Source organism: Lacinutrix algicola, from assembly GCF_001418085.1.
Taxonomy (GTDB): Bacteria; Bacteroidota; Bacteroidia; order Flavobacteriales; family Flavobacteriaceae; genus Lacinutrix; species Lacinutrix algicola.
In genome coordinates this window covers 239,664-258,685 of record NZ_LIQH01000039.1, presented here as the reverse complement: position 1 = coordinate 258,685, position 19,022 = coordinate 239,664, and the positions used below count along the sequence as shown (strand labels likewise).

At 30.3% G+C, this 19,022-nt stretch carries 14 protein-coding genes and 1 pseudogene; 8 read left to right on the top strand and 7 right to left on the bottom strand.

Features of this window, described 5'->3' with window-relative positions:
• Positions 1 to 2: 2 nt before the first annotated feature.
• The 7 genes from ASC41_RS12180 to mgrA form a co-directional block, all read right to left on the bottom strand.
• The gene (locus ASC41_RS12180; RefSeq protein ID WP_083477199.1) at positions 3 to 899 is read right to left on the bottom strand and encodes a sialate O-acetylesterase; all 897 of its coding nucleotides are present in this window, start codon (positions 897 to 899) and stop codon (positions 3 to 5) included.
• A 3-nt stretch (positions 900 to 902) separates the two neighbouring features.
• Positions 903 to 2,717: an alpha-1,3-galactosidase-related protein gene (locus ASC41_RS12175; RefSeq protein WP_055436922.1), complete on the bottom strand. Its 1,815-nt coding sequence runs from the start codon at positions 2,715 to 2,717 to the stop codon at positions 903 to 905.
• A 74-nt stretch (positions 2,718 to 2,791) separates the two neighbouring features.
• A complete protein-coding gene (locus tag ASC41_RS12170) occupies positions 2,792 to 4,264 on the bottom strand; it encodes a sulfatase family protein (protein WP_055436921.1) in 1,473 nt (490 codons plus the stop codon).
• A 182-nt stretch (positions 4,265 to 4,446) separates the two neighbouring features.
• A complete protein-coding gene (locus ASC41_RS12165; protein WP_055436920.1) occupies positions 4,447 to 7,287 on the bottom strand; it encodes an outer membrane protein assembly factor BamB family protein in 2,841 nt (946 codons plus the stop codon).
• A 196-nt stretch (positions 7,288 to 7,483) separates the two neighbouring features.
• Positions 7,484 to 8,230: a T9SS type A sorting domain-containing protein gene (locus tag ASC41_RS12160; RefSeq protein ID WP_152971469.1), complete on the bottom strand. Its 747-nt coding sequence runs from the start codon at positions 8,228 to 8,230 to the stop codon at positions 7,484 to 7,486.
• A 146-nt stretch (positions 8,231 to 8,376) separates the two neighbouring features.
• Positions 8,377 to 12,498, bottom strand: a complete 4,122-nt coding sequence (locus ASC41_RS12155) for a hybrid sensor histidine kinase/response regulator transcription factor (protein WP_055436918.1) — start codon at positions 12,496 to 12,498, stop codon at positions 8,377 to 8,379.
• 164 nt (positions 12,499 to 12,662) lie between these two features.
• Positions 12,663 to 13,673: an L-glyceraldehyde 3-phosphate reductase gene (gene mgrA, locus ASC41_RS12150; protein ID WP_055436917.1), complete on the bottom strand. Its 1,011-nt coding sequence runs from the start codon at positions 13,671 to 13,673 to the stop codon at positions 12,663 to 12,665.
• Positions 13,674 to 13,730: 57 nt separating this feature from the next.
• Here mgrA and ASC41_RS16650 point away from each other — a divergent pair.
• The 8 genes and pseudogenes from ASC41_RS16650 (at position 13,731) to ASC41_RS12115 (ending at position 18,996) form a co-directional block, all read left to right on the top strand.
• Positions 13,731 to 14,015, top strand: a pseudogene (locus tag ASC41_RS16650) (aldehyde dehydrogenase family protein).
• Positions 14,016 to 14,821: 806 nt separating this feature from the next.
• Complete coding sequence (locus tag ASC41_RS12145; RefSeq protein ID WP_055436916.1) at positions 14,822 to 15,280, top strand: hypothetical protein; 459 nt, start codon at positions 14,822 to 14,824, stop codon at positions 15,278 to 15,280.
• A gap of 35 nt (positions 15,281 to 15,315) precedes the next feature.
• Positions 15,316 to 15,528, top strand: coding sequence for a hypothetical protein (locus ASC41_RS12140; RefSeq protein ID WP_055436915.1), 213 nt, complete (start codon positions 15,316 to 15,318; stop codon positions 15,526 to 15,528).
• A gap of 22 nt (positions 15,529 to 15,550) precedes the next feature.
• Entirely contained in the window at positions 15,551 to 15,916 is a 366-nt protein-coding gene (locus tag ASC41_RS12135; protein ID WP_055436914.1) for an arsenate reductase family protein, read from the top strand.
• Between the two features lie 101 nt (positions 15,917 to 16,017).
• Positions 16,018 to 16,404: a hypothetical protein gene (locus ASC41_RS12130; protein ID WP_055436913.1), complete on the top strand. Its 387-nt coding sequence runs from the start codon at positions 16,018 to 16,020 to the stop codon at positions 16,402 to 16,404.
• A 601-nt stretch (positions 16,405 to 17,005) separates the two neighbouring features.
• A complete protein-coding gene (locus tag ASC41_RS12125; RefSeq protein WP_055436912.1) occupies positions 17,006 to 17,824 on the top strand; it encodes a DUF1269 domain-containing protein in 819 nt (272 codons plus the stop codon).
• A 94-nt stretch (positions 17,825 to 17,918) separates the two neighbouring features.
• Positions 17,919 to 18,419, top strand: coding sequence for a hypothetical protein (locus ASC41_RS12120; protein ID WP_152971468.1), 501 nt, complete (start codon positions 17,919 to 17,921; stop codon positions 18,417 to 18,419).
• A 7-nt stretch (positions 18,420 to 18,426) separates the two neighbouring features.
• On the top strand, positions 18,427 to 18,996 hold the full coding sequence (locus ASC41_RS12115; protein ID WP_055436910.1) for an HdeD family acid-resistance protein: 570 nt from the start codon (positions 18,427 to 18,429) through the stop codon (positions 18,994 to 18,996).
• The last annotated feature ends 26 nt before the right edge of the window (positions 18,997 to 19,022 follow it).

Below are 19,022 nucleotides of genomic sequence, written 5' to 3'. Positions count from 1 at the left end.
ATCTATTTGTTTAAAATAATTAATTTCTCTCCAAATGCGATTCCCAAGCGTCTTTGTCCTTCTGCATTGTAATGCACATTATCTGTATGTTTTGGATAATCGCTCCAATTAGCATCTGTCGTTGTTTTAATAATGTCTGCGTTTGCATCTAAATTAACAACATCCTCCATTGCTTTTCTTACCATTGCAGGCCCTAGTTTTTTAAACTTACCATATCTAGAGTTAATTTGTCCGATAACAAATGGCATATTTTCGACACCAAATTCATCTCTATAACTTTGGACTAATAGTTTTAGATTTGCTTCATAGGTTGTTGCGCTAATCTCTTTAGCCGCATCGTTTTCACCTTGCATCCAAGCCAAACCAATAATTTTATAGGTTTTATTTTGAGTTTCTAATGCTTTTAGATTGGCCCTAACATCTTGAACATGCATATTATAAAGCTTAATATTTTGTTTCTTTGGTTTTTCAACAGCTTTTGCTTTTTCGGCTGTCCAATTAGGATTCCAAGCGCCATATAAAGCCGTTCCGCCTTGTGAACATTTTATTAATAAGAATTCTTGGTCAGGATTATTTTCAGCTAAGGTTAAACCAATAAAAATTTCTGGCCCAAAGCGTTTTGTAAACTCATATTTTTCTGATGGTTTATTATCATAATAAGATAATGGTTTTGCCTTACCACCATTAAAACTTAGTGAAACTCGACTTGAAATCTTTTCAATTCTTTTAATTTCTGAAGGATCTAATTGATCAAAATCTCCTGCACCTTGCATGTTTGATTGTCCTGCTAATAAAACGACTTGCACCTCTTTTTTATCCTCAGTTTTAGTTTCAACATTCTTTGTTTTACATCCTGTAAAAATGAATACCATTACAAAAATGAAAATATATTTTTTCATCGTTTATTTTTTTAATCCTTTATTGCTATTAAACTTTAATGTCTTTTGTGAAACCGCATCTGCTTTCAATACATTTTTAGAATTACCTTCGTATGTATTATTACTAATTTCGACATTATTACAATTAATTAAATCGAACATAAACGCATCAGGATATTGTTGTTTTTCAGTAAAGGTTTGTTTAATAGTATTGTTTCTCACTATTAATCCATCTACTCTATCTGCCCAAATAATTCGGTTATCGAAAGTTTCAATGGTGTTGTTTTCAAAGATTATATTTCTATCGTAAAGCACAGAATTATCAAAGGTTTTGCCTAGTCTTGGTGACACTTTTAAAATGGCATGTTCTGCGCCACCATAAGCGCAATGGATAAATCTATTATTTCTAATTAGCACATCTTCGACATTACCAGACTCGTACCAAAAAAAAGTTTCTCCTCGTAACATAATTGAAGACATCATTGATGACAAATCATTGTCTTCAATAATTATTTTCTTTGGTGTTTTAATAATAATATTTCTTGCCCTATGATCCCTAATGGTATTTCCGCGCATTGTAAAGTTTGGATTCCATGTTTTATTTTCTAAAATATCTCCTACTTTCAAATCTGTTGGGATTTTGGAAGTAAAGGTTAAATCTGTATAATCATCATTAATAACTTTAACTTTTGTTACAGAATTGGTTTCTCTTCGTTGCGGATTTGGTTGTTTAATAAACCAAACCTCATCATTAACTCCTGCAAACTGAAATCCCTTTTGCTGTTTGTGCTTTAATGCAACTCTCACCGTTTTACTATCGATAATTTTATCTACTGCTACATAGGTTCCATGAACGTTTGTACCATCGTCGTACATACCTTCTATTCGACAATTTTCTATTAAAACATCACCTTTACAATTGGCAAAATGTGTAGCATCTGCAGTTGCAGATATCATTCGGTCTGAACCTTCTCTTATATAAATTCCAGAGTTTATGATTTTAATGTTTTCCGATCTTTCAAACAAAAAACCCATTCCTAAAGCGTGATGAATTATTACTTTATCAAATACAATGTCTTTTGAATTTCTGGTTAAAAATGCAGGTGCGTATCTATTATTATCATGATCACCTTTAGATTGTAAAACAGAACCTACGCGAGGATAATGTTTTATTCCTTTAGCGTAAAAACGCAATAATCCGTTTGGTTGTTTTTCAACAGAATCTGGATGTAGAGACATGTCCCAAGCACCATAATCGACTGCTTTGGTTTCTTTATTGTGTGATAATGTGCTTCCTAATTCTGAATAGCTAAAACCATTAATATTTGGAAATGTAATTTTACCTTTTTTTAGTTCCCAAGAAAATCCTTCGGTATATGGTTTTAAATCGAACCATTCTTCGGCTTTATTAATTTCAATAATATCACCTTGAAAACTGAAAGGAATATCCCAATCTATAACAATATTGCTAACTCTAATTTTATTACACTCCTCAAAATCGAAAGGCATGGCTTGTCCACTAAAAATAAATTCTGACCCATTTCCTTCAATTTCAACAGAGTTAAATCCATCAAAATTGAAAATTATTTTTTTGAACCCATTACTATGATTTGTAACATACATGTACTTACCAATAGCGTAATCTGTTTTGAAGGTGTAAGTGCCTTTTTCGAAAACAAGTTTGATATCTTTTTCTTTGGCGTTTTTAATAGCTTCTCGAATTGTCATTGTCATGTCTCCTTCAGAATGAACTATGTCAATAACTTCCGTAGCGTTTGAATTACATGACATTAATAGACTGAAAATGATAAGTAGACTGATATGTTTAATTTTTTTCATATTATATTTTAACGATAAACTATTTTTTTCTAAAATTCCTTACAGGTTTTGGAAACCTGTAAGAAAAAATAAACTTATAAATTTACTCCACTACCTTGTAAAGATGCATCATGACTCCACATAATCATCCAAGGATCTTTAGTTTTGGTTTGAAAGGCTTTCATTTTGGTTTGCATAGTTTCTAAGACCTCTTTAAAAGCTTCATTGGTTGCTAGATTATTAGATTCGTTTGGATCTTTATTTAAATCGTATAACTCAAACTCCGGTCTGAATAAATAATCTTTTACTTTTTTAGGTCCAAAATACTCGATGTCATTTCTGTAAATAGCTTGCCATGTAGACGATGCCCACAAATCTGATGCAAATGGGTATTCTAGTTGGTAAGCTATGTTCCAAATAAGTTTATAATTATCACTTCTTACCACACGCATTGGGTAATACATGGTGATTTCGTGGAATGTGTGTGAGGCATAAATTTCGTCCCAACCTTCAACTTTTTCTTTTCCTATGACATCGTTAAAAGAATTTCCGTGAAATTTATTTGGCTCAAAATCCACCTTAGCCATATCTAGAATGGTTGGTGTTAAATCTACCCAAGAAATCATGGCATCACTTGTAATTCCCTTAGCATCTTTAGTTGGGTCTTTTATAATACATGGTAATTTAATTCCTGGTTCATGTACTGTAGTTTTTGCTCCAGGAAATGCCATTCCGTTATCAGAAATATAAAATACGATTGTATTTTCTGCTTTACCAGTGTCTTTTAACATTTGCATTAATTTTCCAAAACCTTGATCTATACGCGATACACTTTGGTAGTATTCTGCAATTTCTTCTCGTGTTTGTTTGGTGTCTGGTAAAAATGCTGGTACTAAAACATCTTCAGGTTTATAAGTAATAGTTTCAACATCTTTATAACCTTCTTTTTTATTTCCAAAACTGTTTGGTGCATCCCAAGGATCTGGAGTAAATGGTTGACCTCTATGTGGATCGTCTGTACAGAAATATAGGAAGAATGGTTTGTCAGATTTTAGAACTTCTGCACATGCTTCTGCCATTTCAACGGTATTTCTTGGATCTGCCTCTAATACTTGATTAAAATGATATACTTTTTCTGGTGCAACATGATATTTTCCAATTCGAGCTGTTTCATAACCCGCTTTACTTAATAATACTGGAAGTGATTTAATGCTATCATAAGTACTAAAATGATGATAATCGTGCACATGACCATAAGAACCTGTGGCATGACCAAATTGACCAGATAATATAACAGAACGACTTGCTGCACAGCTTGCACTGGTACAATAGGCATTTGTAAATTTGGTGCCCTCAGAAGCTAATTTATCTAAATTTGGTGTTTTAATGATTGGATTACCGTAAGCTCCTAAAGCATCTGTTCCGTGGTCGTCTGATACAAAAAGGATGATGTTTGGTTGATCTCTATTGTTCGTGTTATTTACAGCTACTTCCTTTTGCTTGGTATCACAGCTATTGAAACTGATAATTATTGCAAGTAGAATTATGTTGAAACTATATGTTTTCATTTGGTTGTTTTAAGAGATTTCTAATGAAATAAAAAGCCGGAATAGCGTAATGTTATTTCGGCTTTAATGCTGAATCAATTTAGACTAATTCATTAATCTTTAAATTGTTCTATAAATTAAGTAAAAGATTAAGCAACATTTGTATTTACTAATACATAAAATGTATCTATCAATACGAACTTTTATAATTCGTTTTCAAGTTCAATATCAATAAAACGAAAGCCTCCTAGTGGTATTTCAATTTTAATTTCAGAATTTGCATTCGCTTTAAACTCTTCATTATTTAAAATATCTTTAATTTTCACCACTTTAATATTATTAATCTTAACACTAGCTGTTGCTGCATTGGGATTAATATATCCATTTTCAACAATGGTTAATCGTAAATTTTTGGGCCCAGTTTGTGCTACAACCCAACCTACATTTCCTGAAACTGATAATGGTAGTTTAGACGCACTATTTTTAATATCTTCTTCTATTACTTTGTAATATTCGCTTGGCTGAAAAGTTTCTGTACCATCTGCCGACATATAGTTTTTACCATCAGTATGATATTCTTTCATAATATCTTTATACCATGGATGAATATTTTCAACTAAAGGTTTTCTAACTGCTTCTTTGTCTGCAAAAATGCCATTTTGAGGTGGTGTTATTAATACCATACCATTATTATACTTCGGAATAAAATTTAAGCGTCTCTCCTTTGCTCCTGCAGCATACCTTGAAAAATCCCATTCGGTTAAAGGTGCGCCTGGCCAAGTCCCATTTAATCTACTAAATGCAAAGTCATCTAAATTATCTCCTTCCTTTTTAAAAAACGTTAACCATTTTACATTGCTTGAGCTTGTTACGTACTCTTCATTAGGATTATTAATACTTAAATGTACAGGCGAAAAACTTAAAATATCAGAACGTTCTGGAACGTATAATGCACCTTCGGCTATTAAATCCCAAAGTAAACTCATATACTCTTGATCTACTGGAAAGTTATCGATATACTGTGCACCACTGGCAATAGAATATACCATGGTTCTTAAAAAATGGTTTGGCAACGTTTGGTTAGAATGCTGACGTAAACGATCAAAACTAGTATTATCTCTAGCACCACGTGCACCCCAACTATCTACAGATCCACTAGCCCAAAGTCCTAGTCTTGAAGTAAAACTTAGCTCCATAGACTTATCTGTTGTTTCCTCCATTGCTGGCACAAATACGTTTGCATATTTACCAGAAACTAAAGGCTTCCACATTGGCATGTAAACATCTGCTTGCCAAAACAAATGCTTGTTACGCATGTACAAATTACCATTTCTGGTCTTAGCATGATTTGCTAAAGGCCAATACATTTCATTCATAACATATTTAAATTCCTCTGAAGCATCAACAACTTCTGGGTAAATTAATACTGTTTTATTTCCATTGGCAAAATCCATACCTTTTTTAGTAGTTTCTACTTGATACATAAATGGATCGTTACCGTGTCCTCCCCAATATGAAATACCTTTACCATTAGATTTTTGATGCTTTTTCTTAATAATTTCTAACACTTCGTTTTGAGATAAAATATATTTCATTCTTCTATCTCGCTTATTTTTATATTTCTCACTTGCCATTGCAGAACGATCCCATTTTTCTTTATCAAAGTTTCCTCCCGTTAAGAAAATTGGATTATTGTACTTGGCTTCAATTCTTTCAATAGGTTCTGCAGTACCATTTTTTCTTCTGTTTTCTGACATGAAATAAACTGGAGCAGATTCTTTTTGATATGAAGGCTTTTTAAAGCTTTTTAAATTTTGTTTAATTTCTGCTGAATTAGATAGAATCTCTTGAATTTTTCCTGGTGGATTCAACTTCTTATAAGCGCTTTTCCAATCTTTATTACTAAAATCAATAATATGGACAGCGCTTCCACCACTTTGTGCACTTGCTAATATTACTTTGTTAGCATTAGGATCTTTATACATATCGTTAAAAGAAAATCGTGTTGGTATTACTTCAGCATTAGCTTGTGGCTCTCCAATATTTGAAATAACAATGTTACTTCCAAATAAAGCCATGTAAGCTGGTTTGCCGTTGTTATTTATAACTTCTGGTTGAATTACACGATACATGCCTCTTTTTAATGATGTTTTGTCTTTAGCTTTATTTAGATCTTGAATGCTTTGATTATTTGGAGATTTTGTATCAATAATACGAAAAGTCATTCCTTTTGCCTTAGCTCCAGTTCGTCCTAATAAAATTTCACTACTGCCATCTGCATTAGCATCAACAACTCTTAAGTCTCCATAAGGTCCACGTTTTTTTACACTAACAGTTTCAAAAGGTAACTTCTCTAAAGGGTTAAATAAATATATTGATCCATCTCCATTCATACTGTTTTGAACGCCATTAACAATTAATATCTCTTTTCCATTAAGCTTTCCTGGTCTTAAAAAATTGGTAACATGTAAACCAGATGGCGGTAATTCTTTATGTGATTTACCAAATGGTTTTTCTATAGAATACGTTTTTGAAGCTATTTCGTTTACCAGTTCTCCTTTTGGAGATACATAGTAGAAACTATTATCAAAACCACCACAAACTACATACGCTTTGCTGTCTTTATTAACAACACATACTGAATACATTGGTGCGTCATTCTGTTTAAATTGCCAAAGTAAATTACCTTTATTATCTAAGCAATACACAGAACCATCTGCATTGGCTGCTAAAATCTCATCGTTACCATCATTATTAATATCTGCTGCCCAAATATCATGGTTCATATAACCAGACAGTTTGTTTTTCCATAAAACATTTCCACTATAACTTACTGCTACAATAGTGCCTTCATAACTAGTTGCTGCTATATAGGTTTGATTTTTGTTTACTGCAGTTCTTACTTTGGTAATTGTTAAACCAGTTTCAATACTAAGCAGACCTTGTTCTGGACTTTTAGCAGTATGCTTGCTATCTTGTGCAGAAGAACAATTAATTAGCGTAAGTGAAATTACAATTAAACAAAACTGTTTTAACGTTTTCATGTTGCAGGATTTTATCATTCGTAGTGTTATTAATTATGAATTGAACATATAGATTGTTATTGTAAATGTCTTATTACAAATTGCTTTTCATGTATGCTTAAATAAATATAATGTCTTTGTGAATAATTTTACATTAAAAATAAAAAAAAGACCACTGTACAGTGGTCTTTTAGATAAAATATAATGTTAAAAAAAATTACTCCTTAACAAATTTCTTTGTTGCAACTCCTTTATCAGATGTTAATTTAATAACATAAACACCATTAGATAATGTAGATACATCCAAAGTATTTTTAACTGTATTAGAAGATATTACTTCTTTACCAAGTAAATTGTAAACAGTTACATTACTAATAGCATCTTGAGATTCTATGTTTAATGTGTTTTTTACTGGGTTTGGATATAAGCTAAATGCACTTAACGTGTTTTCTTCAACACTTAAAGTTGCTGGATCTACAATTTGAATTCGGTTAACCTCTATTGATCCACCATCTAGATTACCTGCTGTATTTACAAAACGTAATCTTAATTGAAAACTTCCAATCCATGTTGTGCTTCCTGCAGGAACATCAATCTGGTAAGATTGTTCAGCTGTATCTGCAGCAGTAATAGCTATTGTTTCTATAGTAGTTGTACCACCAGAAACTGTTTGAAGCACTAAACTGTTTGCATTAGAGTTGTTTTTTAAGTCAATAAAAACAGTTGTTAAAGTTGTTGGATCACCAATATCGTTAGCATTTTTTCTAAGTTGTAGATTGTTTCCTGTACCAGTTACTGCAGTTAAAATACCTGTAGTTGCCGAGTGACTTGATGAAGTTCCTGGACCGTTTACTGAAAAACCTTCATCGTCAGTATCGAATGTGTAATCAATTTGAGCAAAAGATGTAGTACAAACTACAAGCGCTAATGCCATAAATGTTTTTTTAAGTAAAGTTGTTTTCATAATATTTGTTTTAATATAGTTTTTAATATAGTTTTTAATATAGTTTTTAATTAAATCAAATGTATTTATGAATAACAAAAAACATGTTCCTTATGGTTAATTGTTTGTCTTTATGAGTAAATTTATTCAACTATAAGTAAAGTTAATTAGTGATTTTTCTTTGACTCTGATGCATACTTTCCGGGAGATGTTTCGTACTTCTCCTTAAAAACTTTAGTAAAATGTGTTCTGCTTTTAAAACCCGTCATTGTAAAAACTTCGTTTACAGATAATCCTTTTTGAGTTAAAAGGTCTGCCGCTTTTTTAAGTCTATACATTTTTAACAACTCGAAAGGCGTTTGATTAGTAAGTACTTTTACTTTTTGATAAAAGTGTGTACGATTAAGATATAATTCTCTAGCAAGATTATTTAAATCGAATTCTTGATTATCTAAGTTTTCTTCAAATAAGCTATAGAGTTTTTCTAAAAACGCATTATCATTTCTGTTGTTCTTATTATTCTCTTTGGTTAATGGAATACCAACTTGATAACGCTCTCTAAGTTGTTTTCGAATGGTTAATAATGCTTCTACATTAGTAATTAAGTGCTGTACATTAAACGGTTTTTTAATATAAGCATCTGCTCCATCTCTAATGCCTTGAAGATGGTCTTCTATATTTGTAAGTGCTGTTAATAAAACAACTGGAATATGACTTGTTTTTAAATCTGATTTAATTTTTAAGCACAAGTCTAAGCCATTCATTTCTGGCATTTGCACATCACTAATTACAATATCTGGCCACTCATCTTCCATGGCTTCGAAACACTCTTTACCGTTTCTAAATGATTTTACCACAAAATAATTAGCGAGTAAATTAGAAACAAAATTTCTCATCTCTAAATTATCTTCAGCATAAAAAATAACAGAATCTTTAAAATCTCCAGAACTAACAATATCTAACGCTGTATTTTCCTGAATAATTGTAGAACTTACAGATACCTCTTTTTCTTTTGGTAAATCAATTTCATTTAGAACATCTGTAGGTAAATGCTTTTTTACAATTGGTAATCGAACAGTGATAGTTGTTCCTTCGTTTTTAATACTCTCCGCAGTAATAAAACCGTAATGCATTTCTACTAATCGCTTTGAGAATGCTAAACCAATTCCAGAACCACTAATATGTGTATTGTCCTTTTTTTGCGATTGATAAAAACGCTCGAATACATGAGCAAGATCGACACTATCGATTCCTTTACCTGTGTCTGTTACTTTTACAATTAAATCTTTATCGTTTTCTTTCTTGAACTCAACTTTTATTAAATCGTCTGTAATTGTATACTTAAAAGCATTGTTAAGTAAATTATTAAATATTTTTTCTAACTTATCTCTGTCAGCTGAAACAATAGTTATAGAATCGTCTCCAATACACTCTATTTTCTTACTATCGTTGTCTGCTAAAAACTTAAAATCTACAATTATATCTTTAATAAAAGTATCAAAATTAAATCGCGAATAGTGCATTTTAAGCATATTTGCATCTGCTTTTCTAAAATCTTGAACCTGTTCTATTAACTGTTGTATTTTTTTAGACTGTCTTGTTATTAAATCTAACTTTTCATTAGCATCTGGATTATTTCTAAAAGATTTTTTAAGTACATCTAATGGCCTTGAAATTAGCGTTAATGGCGTTTTAATTTCGTGAGAAATATTTGCAAAAAACCTTAATTTGGCTTCATTAACTTCTTCTACTTTATCTTTTTCAAATTGTTCTATTTCTACCTTATGATTTAAACTTTGTATTTTAAGAATCACCTTAACAATAATATATGCAACAAGTAAACCTAAAAGCGCGTAAACCAAATAAGCTAAATTAGTATTCCATTTTGACGGTTTAATTTCAATATTCAAGGTTTTTGGTTCGGTCCAATCGTTTAAAGAATTAGAAGCCATGACGCTTAATTTATACGAACCAGGTTGTAAACCGTTATAAGAGATTGTTTTCTGGTTTGATGGCACCTCTATCCATTGCTCGTTAAAAGGGAGTAATCGGTACTTTATACCATGGTTTTTTGAATTTAAAAAATGTAAACTTGTAAAATCTACAGAAAATACATTTTCGTTATGCTTTAGGGTGATTTTATCAACTTCAGAAATACTTTTAGAAAGTAACACTCTTTTATTAATAGTATCTCCCGGAATAATTTTTTTATTGAAAATTTTAAAATTTTCGAATGTTATCTTCGGAAGTGCTTCTGCATTTGGTACATCATTTGGATTAAAGCTAATAATCCCATCAAGACCAGACAACAATAACATACTATTTTCTTGACGACTAGAAGCATACCAAAAGTCCTCAAAAGCTAAGCCATCTGAATTATTGAATTTTCTAAATTCTCTTTTTTGAGTATTAAATAAGTTTAAGCCAATATTTGTAGCGACCCACAAATTATAATTATTGTCGTAAACTATACTTTTTACTACATTATTAGACAATCCATTTTTTTCTGTAAACGAAATAAAAGTTGGTGTTGTATTAGAATTTAGCACTTTACAAATTCCACCACCTTCTGTACCTATCCACAAGTCGTTATTAGGTAATCTTATTATTGAAGTTACAAAGTTACTAGAAATAGAATTTTCGTTTAATTTATCATGTGTAAAAGACTCTATAGTAGATGCTTTTACTGATGCGCCTTTATTATTTTCTATTTTAATTAAACCTTTTGACTGTGAGCCTACCCAAACAAAATCATAAACAGGATCTGCGTAAACACGTCTAGTAATTAGAGTAGTTTCACCTTTAAAAAATTTATTATCACTTAATTTTTCAAACGTTTTTAATGTATTATTGGCCTTTAATACAATTTTATAAACATTAGTATTAGATGCAATCCAAATGTTTCCAAATTTATCTTCAGTAAATGATCGTAATGCAAAATTAGTGTTGTTACTAAAAACAATACCCTCTACTTTTTCTATAGTCTTACTCCCTTTAGTAATTCGTCTTAATCCATTTTCATCTCTAAACCTTACCCATACATTTTCTTTAGAATCAACATATACTGCTGATATTAAAGATAAATCGGTTTTAGAAATTTGAAATGGGAGCCTTTCAAACGTATTACTTTGGGTGTTTAATATCGTTAAACCTCCAAGAGAAGAAGTTAAATAGACTCTATTTTTATCGATTGAAGCAATATGAGTCACGCTAGCCGAACCTAAACTGGTCCTAAAACTAGAATTAGTACGAAAATTACAAAACGGATTTTTATTGGTATCAAACCTATATACTCCTTCATTAAAAGTTGAAAACCAACAATTATTATTTGAAGTTGACATTAGACTACTAGCTCTTAAAATAGGTAAACCGTCATTAAAAGTTTTTATATTAAAATTGTCCTGAGATTTAAAATTCTCAACATCTTCAATAGAAATGAAACCTTTATTTAAAGTTCCTAACCACAAGTTGTTTTTTGTATCTACAACAGCACTATTAAACTGGTATTCAATTAAATTTTTACTTTTTAAATGGAATAATTCATCTTTAGAATCCTTATTTTTTTCTATAATAGCGACACCGTTTAAAAGTGTAATAAGGAAAGAATTATCATCAAGTTTTGTAATAGAATTACTATATGTAATGTCTTTTTCTAAAATATTTTTAAATGTTTTGGCTTCAAAATCAAAAACCAATAAACCTTGTGAAGTACTAACTAAATAATTAGATTTATCTACTTGCAAGCCTTTAAAAAAAGTATAATCACTTTTCTGCTCTGGAGCATAATGCCCTATAAATGTGTAATCCTTGCTATTAAAAATAAACAAGCCATTACTTTCTGTTACACAAATACTAAAACCATTAGTCTTATTAATGATTATATCTCTAATTTTTGAAGATTGAAAACCAGCCTTGTTTAATGCGTTAGATGTGAGTTTTCTATAATTATCTAAATCATATTCATAAATTGTAACGCCCTCATCCGTACCTATCCAAATATTATTTTGTGCGTCTTGATTTAATGTTCTAACTCTATTACTTGTTAGAATATTATTATCTACAGTGTTCTTAATTGTTTTTAGCTCGTAACCGTCATACTTATTAATACCCTCGTAAGTACCAAACCATAAAAAACCTTTAGAATCTTCTAACATTGAAGTTACTCCATTATGAGCTAAACCTTCGGTTATTGTTAGTTTTTGATGATAATTAAGCTCACTATTTTGAGACGTTACACCAAAAACAACGCAGATAAACAGGACAATTAATAAACAATGTTTTTTTAGCATATATCTTTTCCAGGTTTACAAGAATAGTACAAAGTTATTTATAATTAAAATAACTTAATTGCTAAAAATAAGTATTACAAAACTAATCCGCTAATAAAACCAACCAGTAACTATTTTTTTTTATTAGTAAGAATTCATTTTCGGAATTTAAAAAACAGAAAAGACTAACCTTTATTAATAACTTTAATCTTAGTCATTTCTTCTACCGAAAAATTAATATTATCTAATGCTTTTACATTTTCCTTTAACTGATTGGTAGAGCTAGCTCCAATAAGAACTGAAGTAATCTCAGGTTTATTTAACAACCATGAAATTGCCATTTGCGATAATTTTTGACCTCTTGCTTCTGCGATAGTATTTAATGCTTTTACTTTATTGATAGTCGCATTTACTTTATTAATGTCTAAATGCCTACTTTCTTTTGCTGCTCTAGAATTAGGAGGAACACCATTAATATATTTATCTGTAAGCATACCTTGAGCCAAAGGTGAAAAAGCAATACAACCTAATGCTTCTTGTTTTAAGGCCTCTAATAAACCGTCTTCAACCCAACGGTCTAAAATAGAATAGCGTACTTGATTTACAATAAAAGGCACTTTTAAATCTTTTAATAATTTTGAAGCTTTTACAGTCTCTTCAGGTTTATAATTAGAAATACCTACATAAAGCGCTTTCCCTTGCCTTACAATATCTGCCAAAGCACCCATTGTTTCTTCTAAAGGTGTGTTTGGATCTGGTCTGTGATGATAAAACACATCTACATAATCCAACTTCATACGTTTAAGACTTTGGTCTAAACTTGATATTAAATATTTTCTAGAACCCCAATTCCCGTATGGTCCAGGCCACATATCGTAACCTGCTTTTGTGGAAATAAACAACTCATCTCTGTATGGCTTAAAATCTTTTTTAAAAATCTTACCAAAATTCTTTTCTGCAGAGCCATAAGGCGGTCCATAATTATTGGCCAAATCATAATGTGTTATTCCTAAATCGAATGCACATTTTAAAATGTCTCTTGCGTTTTTAATATCATCTACAAAACCAAAGTTATGCCATAAGCCTAAAGATATAGCTGGTAAAAGCACACCACTATTTCCACATCTTTTATAGATCATTTTATCATATCTATCTTCTAATGCTTTGTAGTTTTTACTTTTAGATTTGTCGCTCATGTTAAAAATATATTACTTAGCCAAGATACATTAATCTAAGCTAAATGTTTTCTCAAAATGAGGCATGCCATCTGCTTTCCATTCGTTGATACAGACGATGAAGTTTTAGAATTAGCAAATGATACAGAATATGGTTTAGCCTCTTACATTTTTACCAACAACCATAAACGAATATAGCGTTTTACTGAAGATTTAGAATTTGGTGAAATACAAATAAATGGTGTAAAGTATGCCATTTACTTACCACATGGAGGTATAAAAAACAGTGGTATTGGTCACGATTGTTCTCATTTAGCACTAGATGATTACTTAGTAAAGAAACGTGTTTCTACTGCTATTTAAAAGAATTTAAGTAAATCCTTAAAATCAATAATTCCACTTAATGTTACTAAAACATATCAACTACAGTCAAATCTTATGAATGATGTTAAATAATTGTTAAAAAGGGACTAATTAGGGGTCACTACATTTTGAAGATCCTCAAAACACCTATAAATATTAATAAATCAGCAATTATGGTTAGACCCTTACTCTCCGCAAAAAAACCTATAAACTTAATGTTTATAGGGTTTTATTTTTTTACCAATATAAATTACTACCATTCTAAAAAGGACTATTTAGGTGTCTCTTTTATTTTTCTTCAACTGAATCCTAATTAATCATCTCAAACAAAAATACTTACAAATACATTTCTTTGTTTTACATTTTTATAAATTCAAAATAAAATCTTATGGATAATACAATTTCTCCACTTTCTTATATTACAAAATGTAAAAACATAGTAATGGTAAAGCCAATATCGACCTTAGAATGACTCTAAATGGTAAGCAATCAGAATTTAGTATCCTTGAAAACCAATGCTAAAAACAATAAATCGTTATCAAACATTCATTTTACTAATATTAAAAAAAAACAAAATTGTACTAGAGTACTACCCTATTGTTATTCCTTTTCCTCCAATCCTTTAGACAAAAAAAACACCATTACAACTAAAAATGTAATGGCTTCCAATAGTACTATCTCAAATTTAAGTTAATCAAAGTTGTAATAGATTATTTCCATTAAATATCTAATATGTTCCACAAATGACCTAAGTCATTCCATACACAAAAACTCTAAATTATCTTTATACTCTAAAATCTAACATCATGAATAATTTTAGATACAGACCAAAAGATAATTACATTTACGAAGCCAATTGGGAACAACTCTATATCCTTACTGAACATTGGAAATCTAACCTCCTTTTCTATAACGTAGATTTAAAATTCTTGCATCATCTTATTGATAAATATTTTCTCTTTATTTCAAAAAAAGAGAATATAGACAATGTTCAAGATATTGAAATCAGCTTATTAAAGTTAGATAATATATGTGATTCATTGTTAGAAAGTATCGATTTACATTTACATCATATCGCTGAGTTAATTGATGACCCTTTCCTTTCTGATTCACCAAAATTTAGAAAAGAGCACGAACAATTAGAAGATAACATAGCTCAATTTGTAAAAGATTTCAGGAAAAACCGAAAAGACGTTTTTAAAATTAGTGAACATTTAATAAAAAGTGAAGAACTCGTGAGTCAACTTAATGTTCTTTCAAAGTAATTTATTCAATTTTGAATCTATAAAGCACATATTCTATGAAAAATCTACACAACATATTAAACCAGATAACACAACTAACCTCAAATATTGAAACCAATTACCCAGAACTTTATCGCTCATTAGATGAAAACCCAATAACCTTGCCTGTTAGTAAACATCCACAAATAGACAAAAAGGTAATGGAGGAATATCTAGAAAGTTTAAAAGACTTATTGGAACGTTACTTAGAAGAGGAAAAAAACAAATAATTCGAAATTTAAAATCAATGTTATGGGTGAAATAGCAACATCAAAAAGACAAATTACCTTGTTTTATAATTCTAAATCTGTAAGAGCAAAGCAAACCTTAGCATATGCCAAATCAGAAGGTTATAAGCTTAAAGAAATCGATATTCTAAAAACAAAACTAACTGGAACACAATTAGCTGAACTTGCCGAAAAATTACACATCGAAGTAGTCGACCTTGTAAACCAGGATCATCCAGCTTATACTTCCCATTTTGACCATCACAATTTTTCTACTAACGATTGGATTAAAATGATTCAACATAATCCAGAAATCATGAAACAACCTATTGTATTACGAGGCGATAAAAGTATTCTGGTCGAAACACCCACAGATATTCTTAAAATTTAAGCACCATTTTTTGAGTTTTATTTTTAAGAATGACCTAAGTCATTTCATAGAGGTAGATAAAACGTAACCTTTGAATTATATTAATTTTAATAAAAAACACCATGGAAAAAGAAGTTTTATACAATTCGAATATGCATTTCGAACACCACCTGTGGAAAAGCGAACTCGAATTCTGGAAAGACGAATTAAAATCCTTTAATAACAGATTGAGCGAGCTCGTAACACGCTGGACAAACAAGGATGTACTCGCTCAATTAGAGCACTATCAAAATGAATTTGTACTTCACGGTAGCGTCATCGAAGAATTAGAAGAAACCATAGAACAGCACGAAGAACGTATTGCAGGACAAAGCATCACAGACCAAAATGCAATAGATTTGCAATTAGCAAAAAAACACATTGAATTTAGAAACCGCATAGAAACGCAAAGACAGATATATTCAGAACTCAAAAAAGGTTTTTTTAGATTTTTAGAAAAGTATATGTAATCTGTTCACTGTTCACTGTTCAAAATAAATAACTAGAAATATAATACTACTTGAAATGTAAGTTATAAAAAAAGACCTCACAGGTTTTCAAAACCTGTGAGGTCTTTTTTTTATTCCAAAGTATATTGATATAATAACGTTAAATTTTAGTTAGGGCATGATTAAAAGAGTCATGCTCTCCATTACAATTACCGGTTCTTCCTTGTGGTCAAGTTTTAAGATTTTAATTGTAATCATCCTCACATAAGTATCTTCATAAATAAAATCTTATTTTTTTTCATCACGCTGACCTAGGTCATTATAGCTCTCACCATAACTATCTAATTTTGAGTATTATTTAAAACGAACAAATAAGCTTTAAAATAAAAAGAGGTAAAAACTAAATCAGAATTTTTAAACAAAGGATTTATTAAGTTCCTTAAATATAGAACTGGACAAGAAGAGTATTCTTCAAGATTATACCTAACAAAGTTAATATGATTAGTTATGCTAAAAGAATTACATGAAGAAATGGGATTATTAGCAGATTAAGAAACGTCTTTTATTAAAAAAATAATATTAATTAAATCTAGAATGAAGTTCTAGGTAAAACACAAATAAAATGGCAAATATCATAGTTATTCCTTTTAAGGAAGAGGCAAAAGCAATTGATGCTTTACACAAAATTAAAGAACTAGATGCTTATGGAGACATTACACTTTATGAACACGTGATGATTCGTAAAACAGATAAAAATCAATACGAAGTACTAAAGAATAAAACAGATGGATCAGGATGGAGAATATTATCAGGAATGGCCATCGGCGGATTAGCAGGTGCATTGGCTGGTCCAATAGGTTTTGTTATTGGTATTTATACAGGTACTGCTGCAGGTGTTATTTGGGATGTTAACCACTTTGATTTCGAAAATGATTTTATTAAAAAAGTAAGCAATAAAATGACTGTTGGCACCACTGCTATTATTGCAGAAGTAGCAGAAGATAGTTCTATTTTCATTGATGAAGCCCTTAAATCGACAAGTTCAGAAATTATAAGAAGTCAAGCAGAATTAGAATACGATGATTATATAGATGAACAAATCGAAGAATTAGAAGAAGAAATTGAAGATGAACGTCAACATATTAAAAAAGCTACCTCAGACGAAAAAACTAAGATCAAGAATAAGATTACCAGTTTAAAATCGAAACGAAAAGCTAAAATTGCTGAGTTAGACGCCAAAAGAAAATCCACTTTAAAAGAGATTAAAGAGAAAACAAATTCTCGAATCAAAAAACTGGAATCTCGCCTTGAAGGCTTTGAGCATGCCGTTTCTAATTCATTTACAACAGCACGAAAAAACAGATTAAAAAAGAGAATAAAAAGACAAGAAGAAAAATTATATCAATTGCATAACGCATTAGGCGAAGATATTGTGGATTAATAACCTGAATTCATCTCATCTTATAAATAATGTAATTATGGGAAAATTAATATTAGTAAACAGAAAAAATTAATAATTTTTAAAACAATTAATTATGAAAACAAATATTCTATCCTTTATCATAATACTATTTATGACAGGAACAGTATTAACAAGCTGCGGAGAAACATCTAAACAAGATGCTAAAGCTGTTAAACAAGATACTAAAGAGCTGAGTAAAGATTTAAGACAAGGAGCGGCAGATACTAGTAAAGAGATTAAAACTAAAGTAAGTTCTGAATGGCAAAAATTTAAAGCGGAGTCTGAAACAACTATTGAAAACTCTGAAAAAGAAATCAAAGTATTGAGAGAAAAAATTGCAAAAGCAAGTAAAAGTGAAAAAGAAAAATGGACAAAACAACTCGATAATCTTGAACAAAAAAATAATGAACTAAAAGAAAAATTAGGAAAAAGAGCTAAAGCGTTTACAGACGGCGTAATTTCTTTTAATGAGGCCTCTATTGCTAACGAGCAAAAATTTGAACGCGAGTTTTTACATGATATGAGCGAACTTGGTACAGCTTTAAAAGACCTTTTTAAAAATAACGTGAATTAAAAAAATCATGGCAACTACAGTATTCAGTTCAGTACAATCTACAGTAAAAAATTGGTGGATATCACTCTTAATTGGAATTTTATACATCATTGCTGGAGTTTGGGTGTTTCAAACACCATTAGCAAGTTATGTGTCCTTAAGTATTGTTTTTAGTGTGTTTATATTTGTTTCAGGTATATCTCAAATTTTCTTTTCTATTTCTAATAAAAACGATATAAATAATTGGGGTTGGCATCTTGCAGGTGGTATTCTAGATCTTATTATAGGCATATTATTAATATCACATCCCTTAATAACAATGACCATTTTACCTTTTTACGTTGGTTTTTGGTTATTGTTTCAGGCCTTTATGGCTATTGGATTATCGTTTCAGTTTAAAGCTATTGATGTTCCAAATTGGGGATGGTTATTATTTTTAGGGTTTCTTACTTTAATGTTTGCATTTCTACTATTAGCAAATCCGGTGTTCACTGGTTTAAGCATTGTTTACATGACAGCGATGGCATTTGTAAGTGCAGGTATATTTAGAATATTGCTGGCATTTGGTTTAAAGAAAATTAAAAACAATTTCAGTTAACAACAAGAATAGTAGTCACTTTTCTT

Bases quoted from the DNA above. Each gene is read 5' to 3' on its own strand.
- ASC41_RS12125 (WP_055436912.1), top strand. From the start codon at position 17,006: ATGGCAAATATCATAGTTATTCCTTTTAAGGAAGAGGCAAAAGCAATT.
- ASC41_RS12115 (WP_055436910.1), top strand. From the start codon at position 18,427: ATGGCAACTACAGTATTCAGTTCAGTACAATCTACAGTAAAAAATTGG.
- ASC41_RS12155 (WP_055436918.1), bottom strand. From the start codon at position 12,498: ATGCTAAAAAAACATTGTTTATTAATTGTCCTGTTTATCTGCGTTGTT.
- mgrA (WP_055436917.1), bottom strand. From the start codon at position 13,673: ATGAGCGACAAATCTAAAAGTAAAAACTACAAAGCATTAGAAGATAGA.
- ASC41_RS12140 (WP_055436915.1), top strand. From the start codon at position 15,316: ATGAAAAATCTACACAACATATTAAACCAGATAACACAACTAACCTCA.
- ASC41_RS12170 (WP_055436921.1), bottom strand. From the start codon at position 4,264: ATGAAAACATATAGTTTCAACATAATTCTACTTGCAATAATTATCAGT.
- ASC41_RS12160 (WP_152971469.1), bottom strand. From the start codon at position 8,230: ATGAAAACAACTTTACTTAAAAAAACATTTATGGCATTAGCGCTTGTA.
- ASC41_RS12180 (WP_083477199.1), bottom strand. From the start codon at position 899: ATGAAAAAATATATTTTCATTTTTGTAATGGTATTCATTTTTACAGGA.
- ASC41_RS12165 (WP_055436920.1), bottom strand. From the start codon at position 7,287: ATGAAAACGTTAAAACAGTTTTGTTTAATTGTAATTTCACTTACGCTA.
- ASC41_RS12175 (WP_055436922.1), bottom strand. From the start codon at position 2,717: ATGAAAAAAATTAAACATATCAGTCTACTTATCATTTTCAGTCTATTA.
- ASC41_RS12145 (WP_055436916.1), top strand. From the start codon at position 14,822: ATGAATAATTTTAGATACAGACCAAAAGATAATTACATTTACGAAGCC.
- ASC41_RS12130 (WP_055436913.1), top strand. From the start codon at position 16,018: ATGGAAAAAGAAGTTTTATACAATTCGAATATGCATTTCGAACACCAC.
- ASC41_RS12135 (WP_055436914.1), top strand. From the start codon at position 15,551: ATGGGTGAAATAGCAACATCAAAAAGACAAATTACCTTGTTTTATAAT.
- ASC41_RS12120 (WP_152971468.1), top strand. From the start codon at position 17,919: ATGAAAACAAATATTCTATCCTTTATCATAATACTATTTATGACAGGA.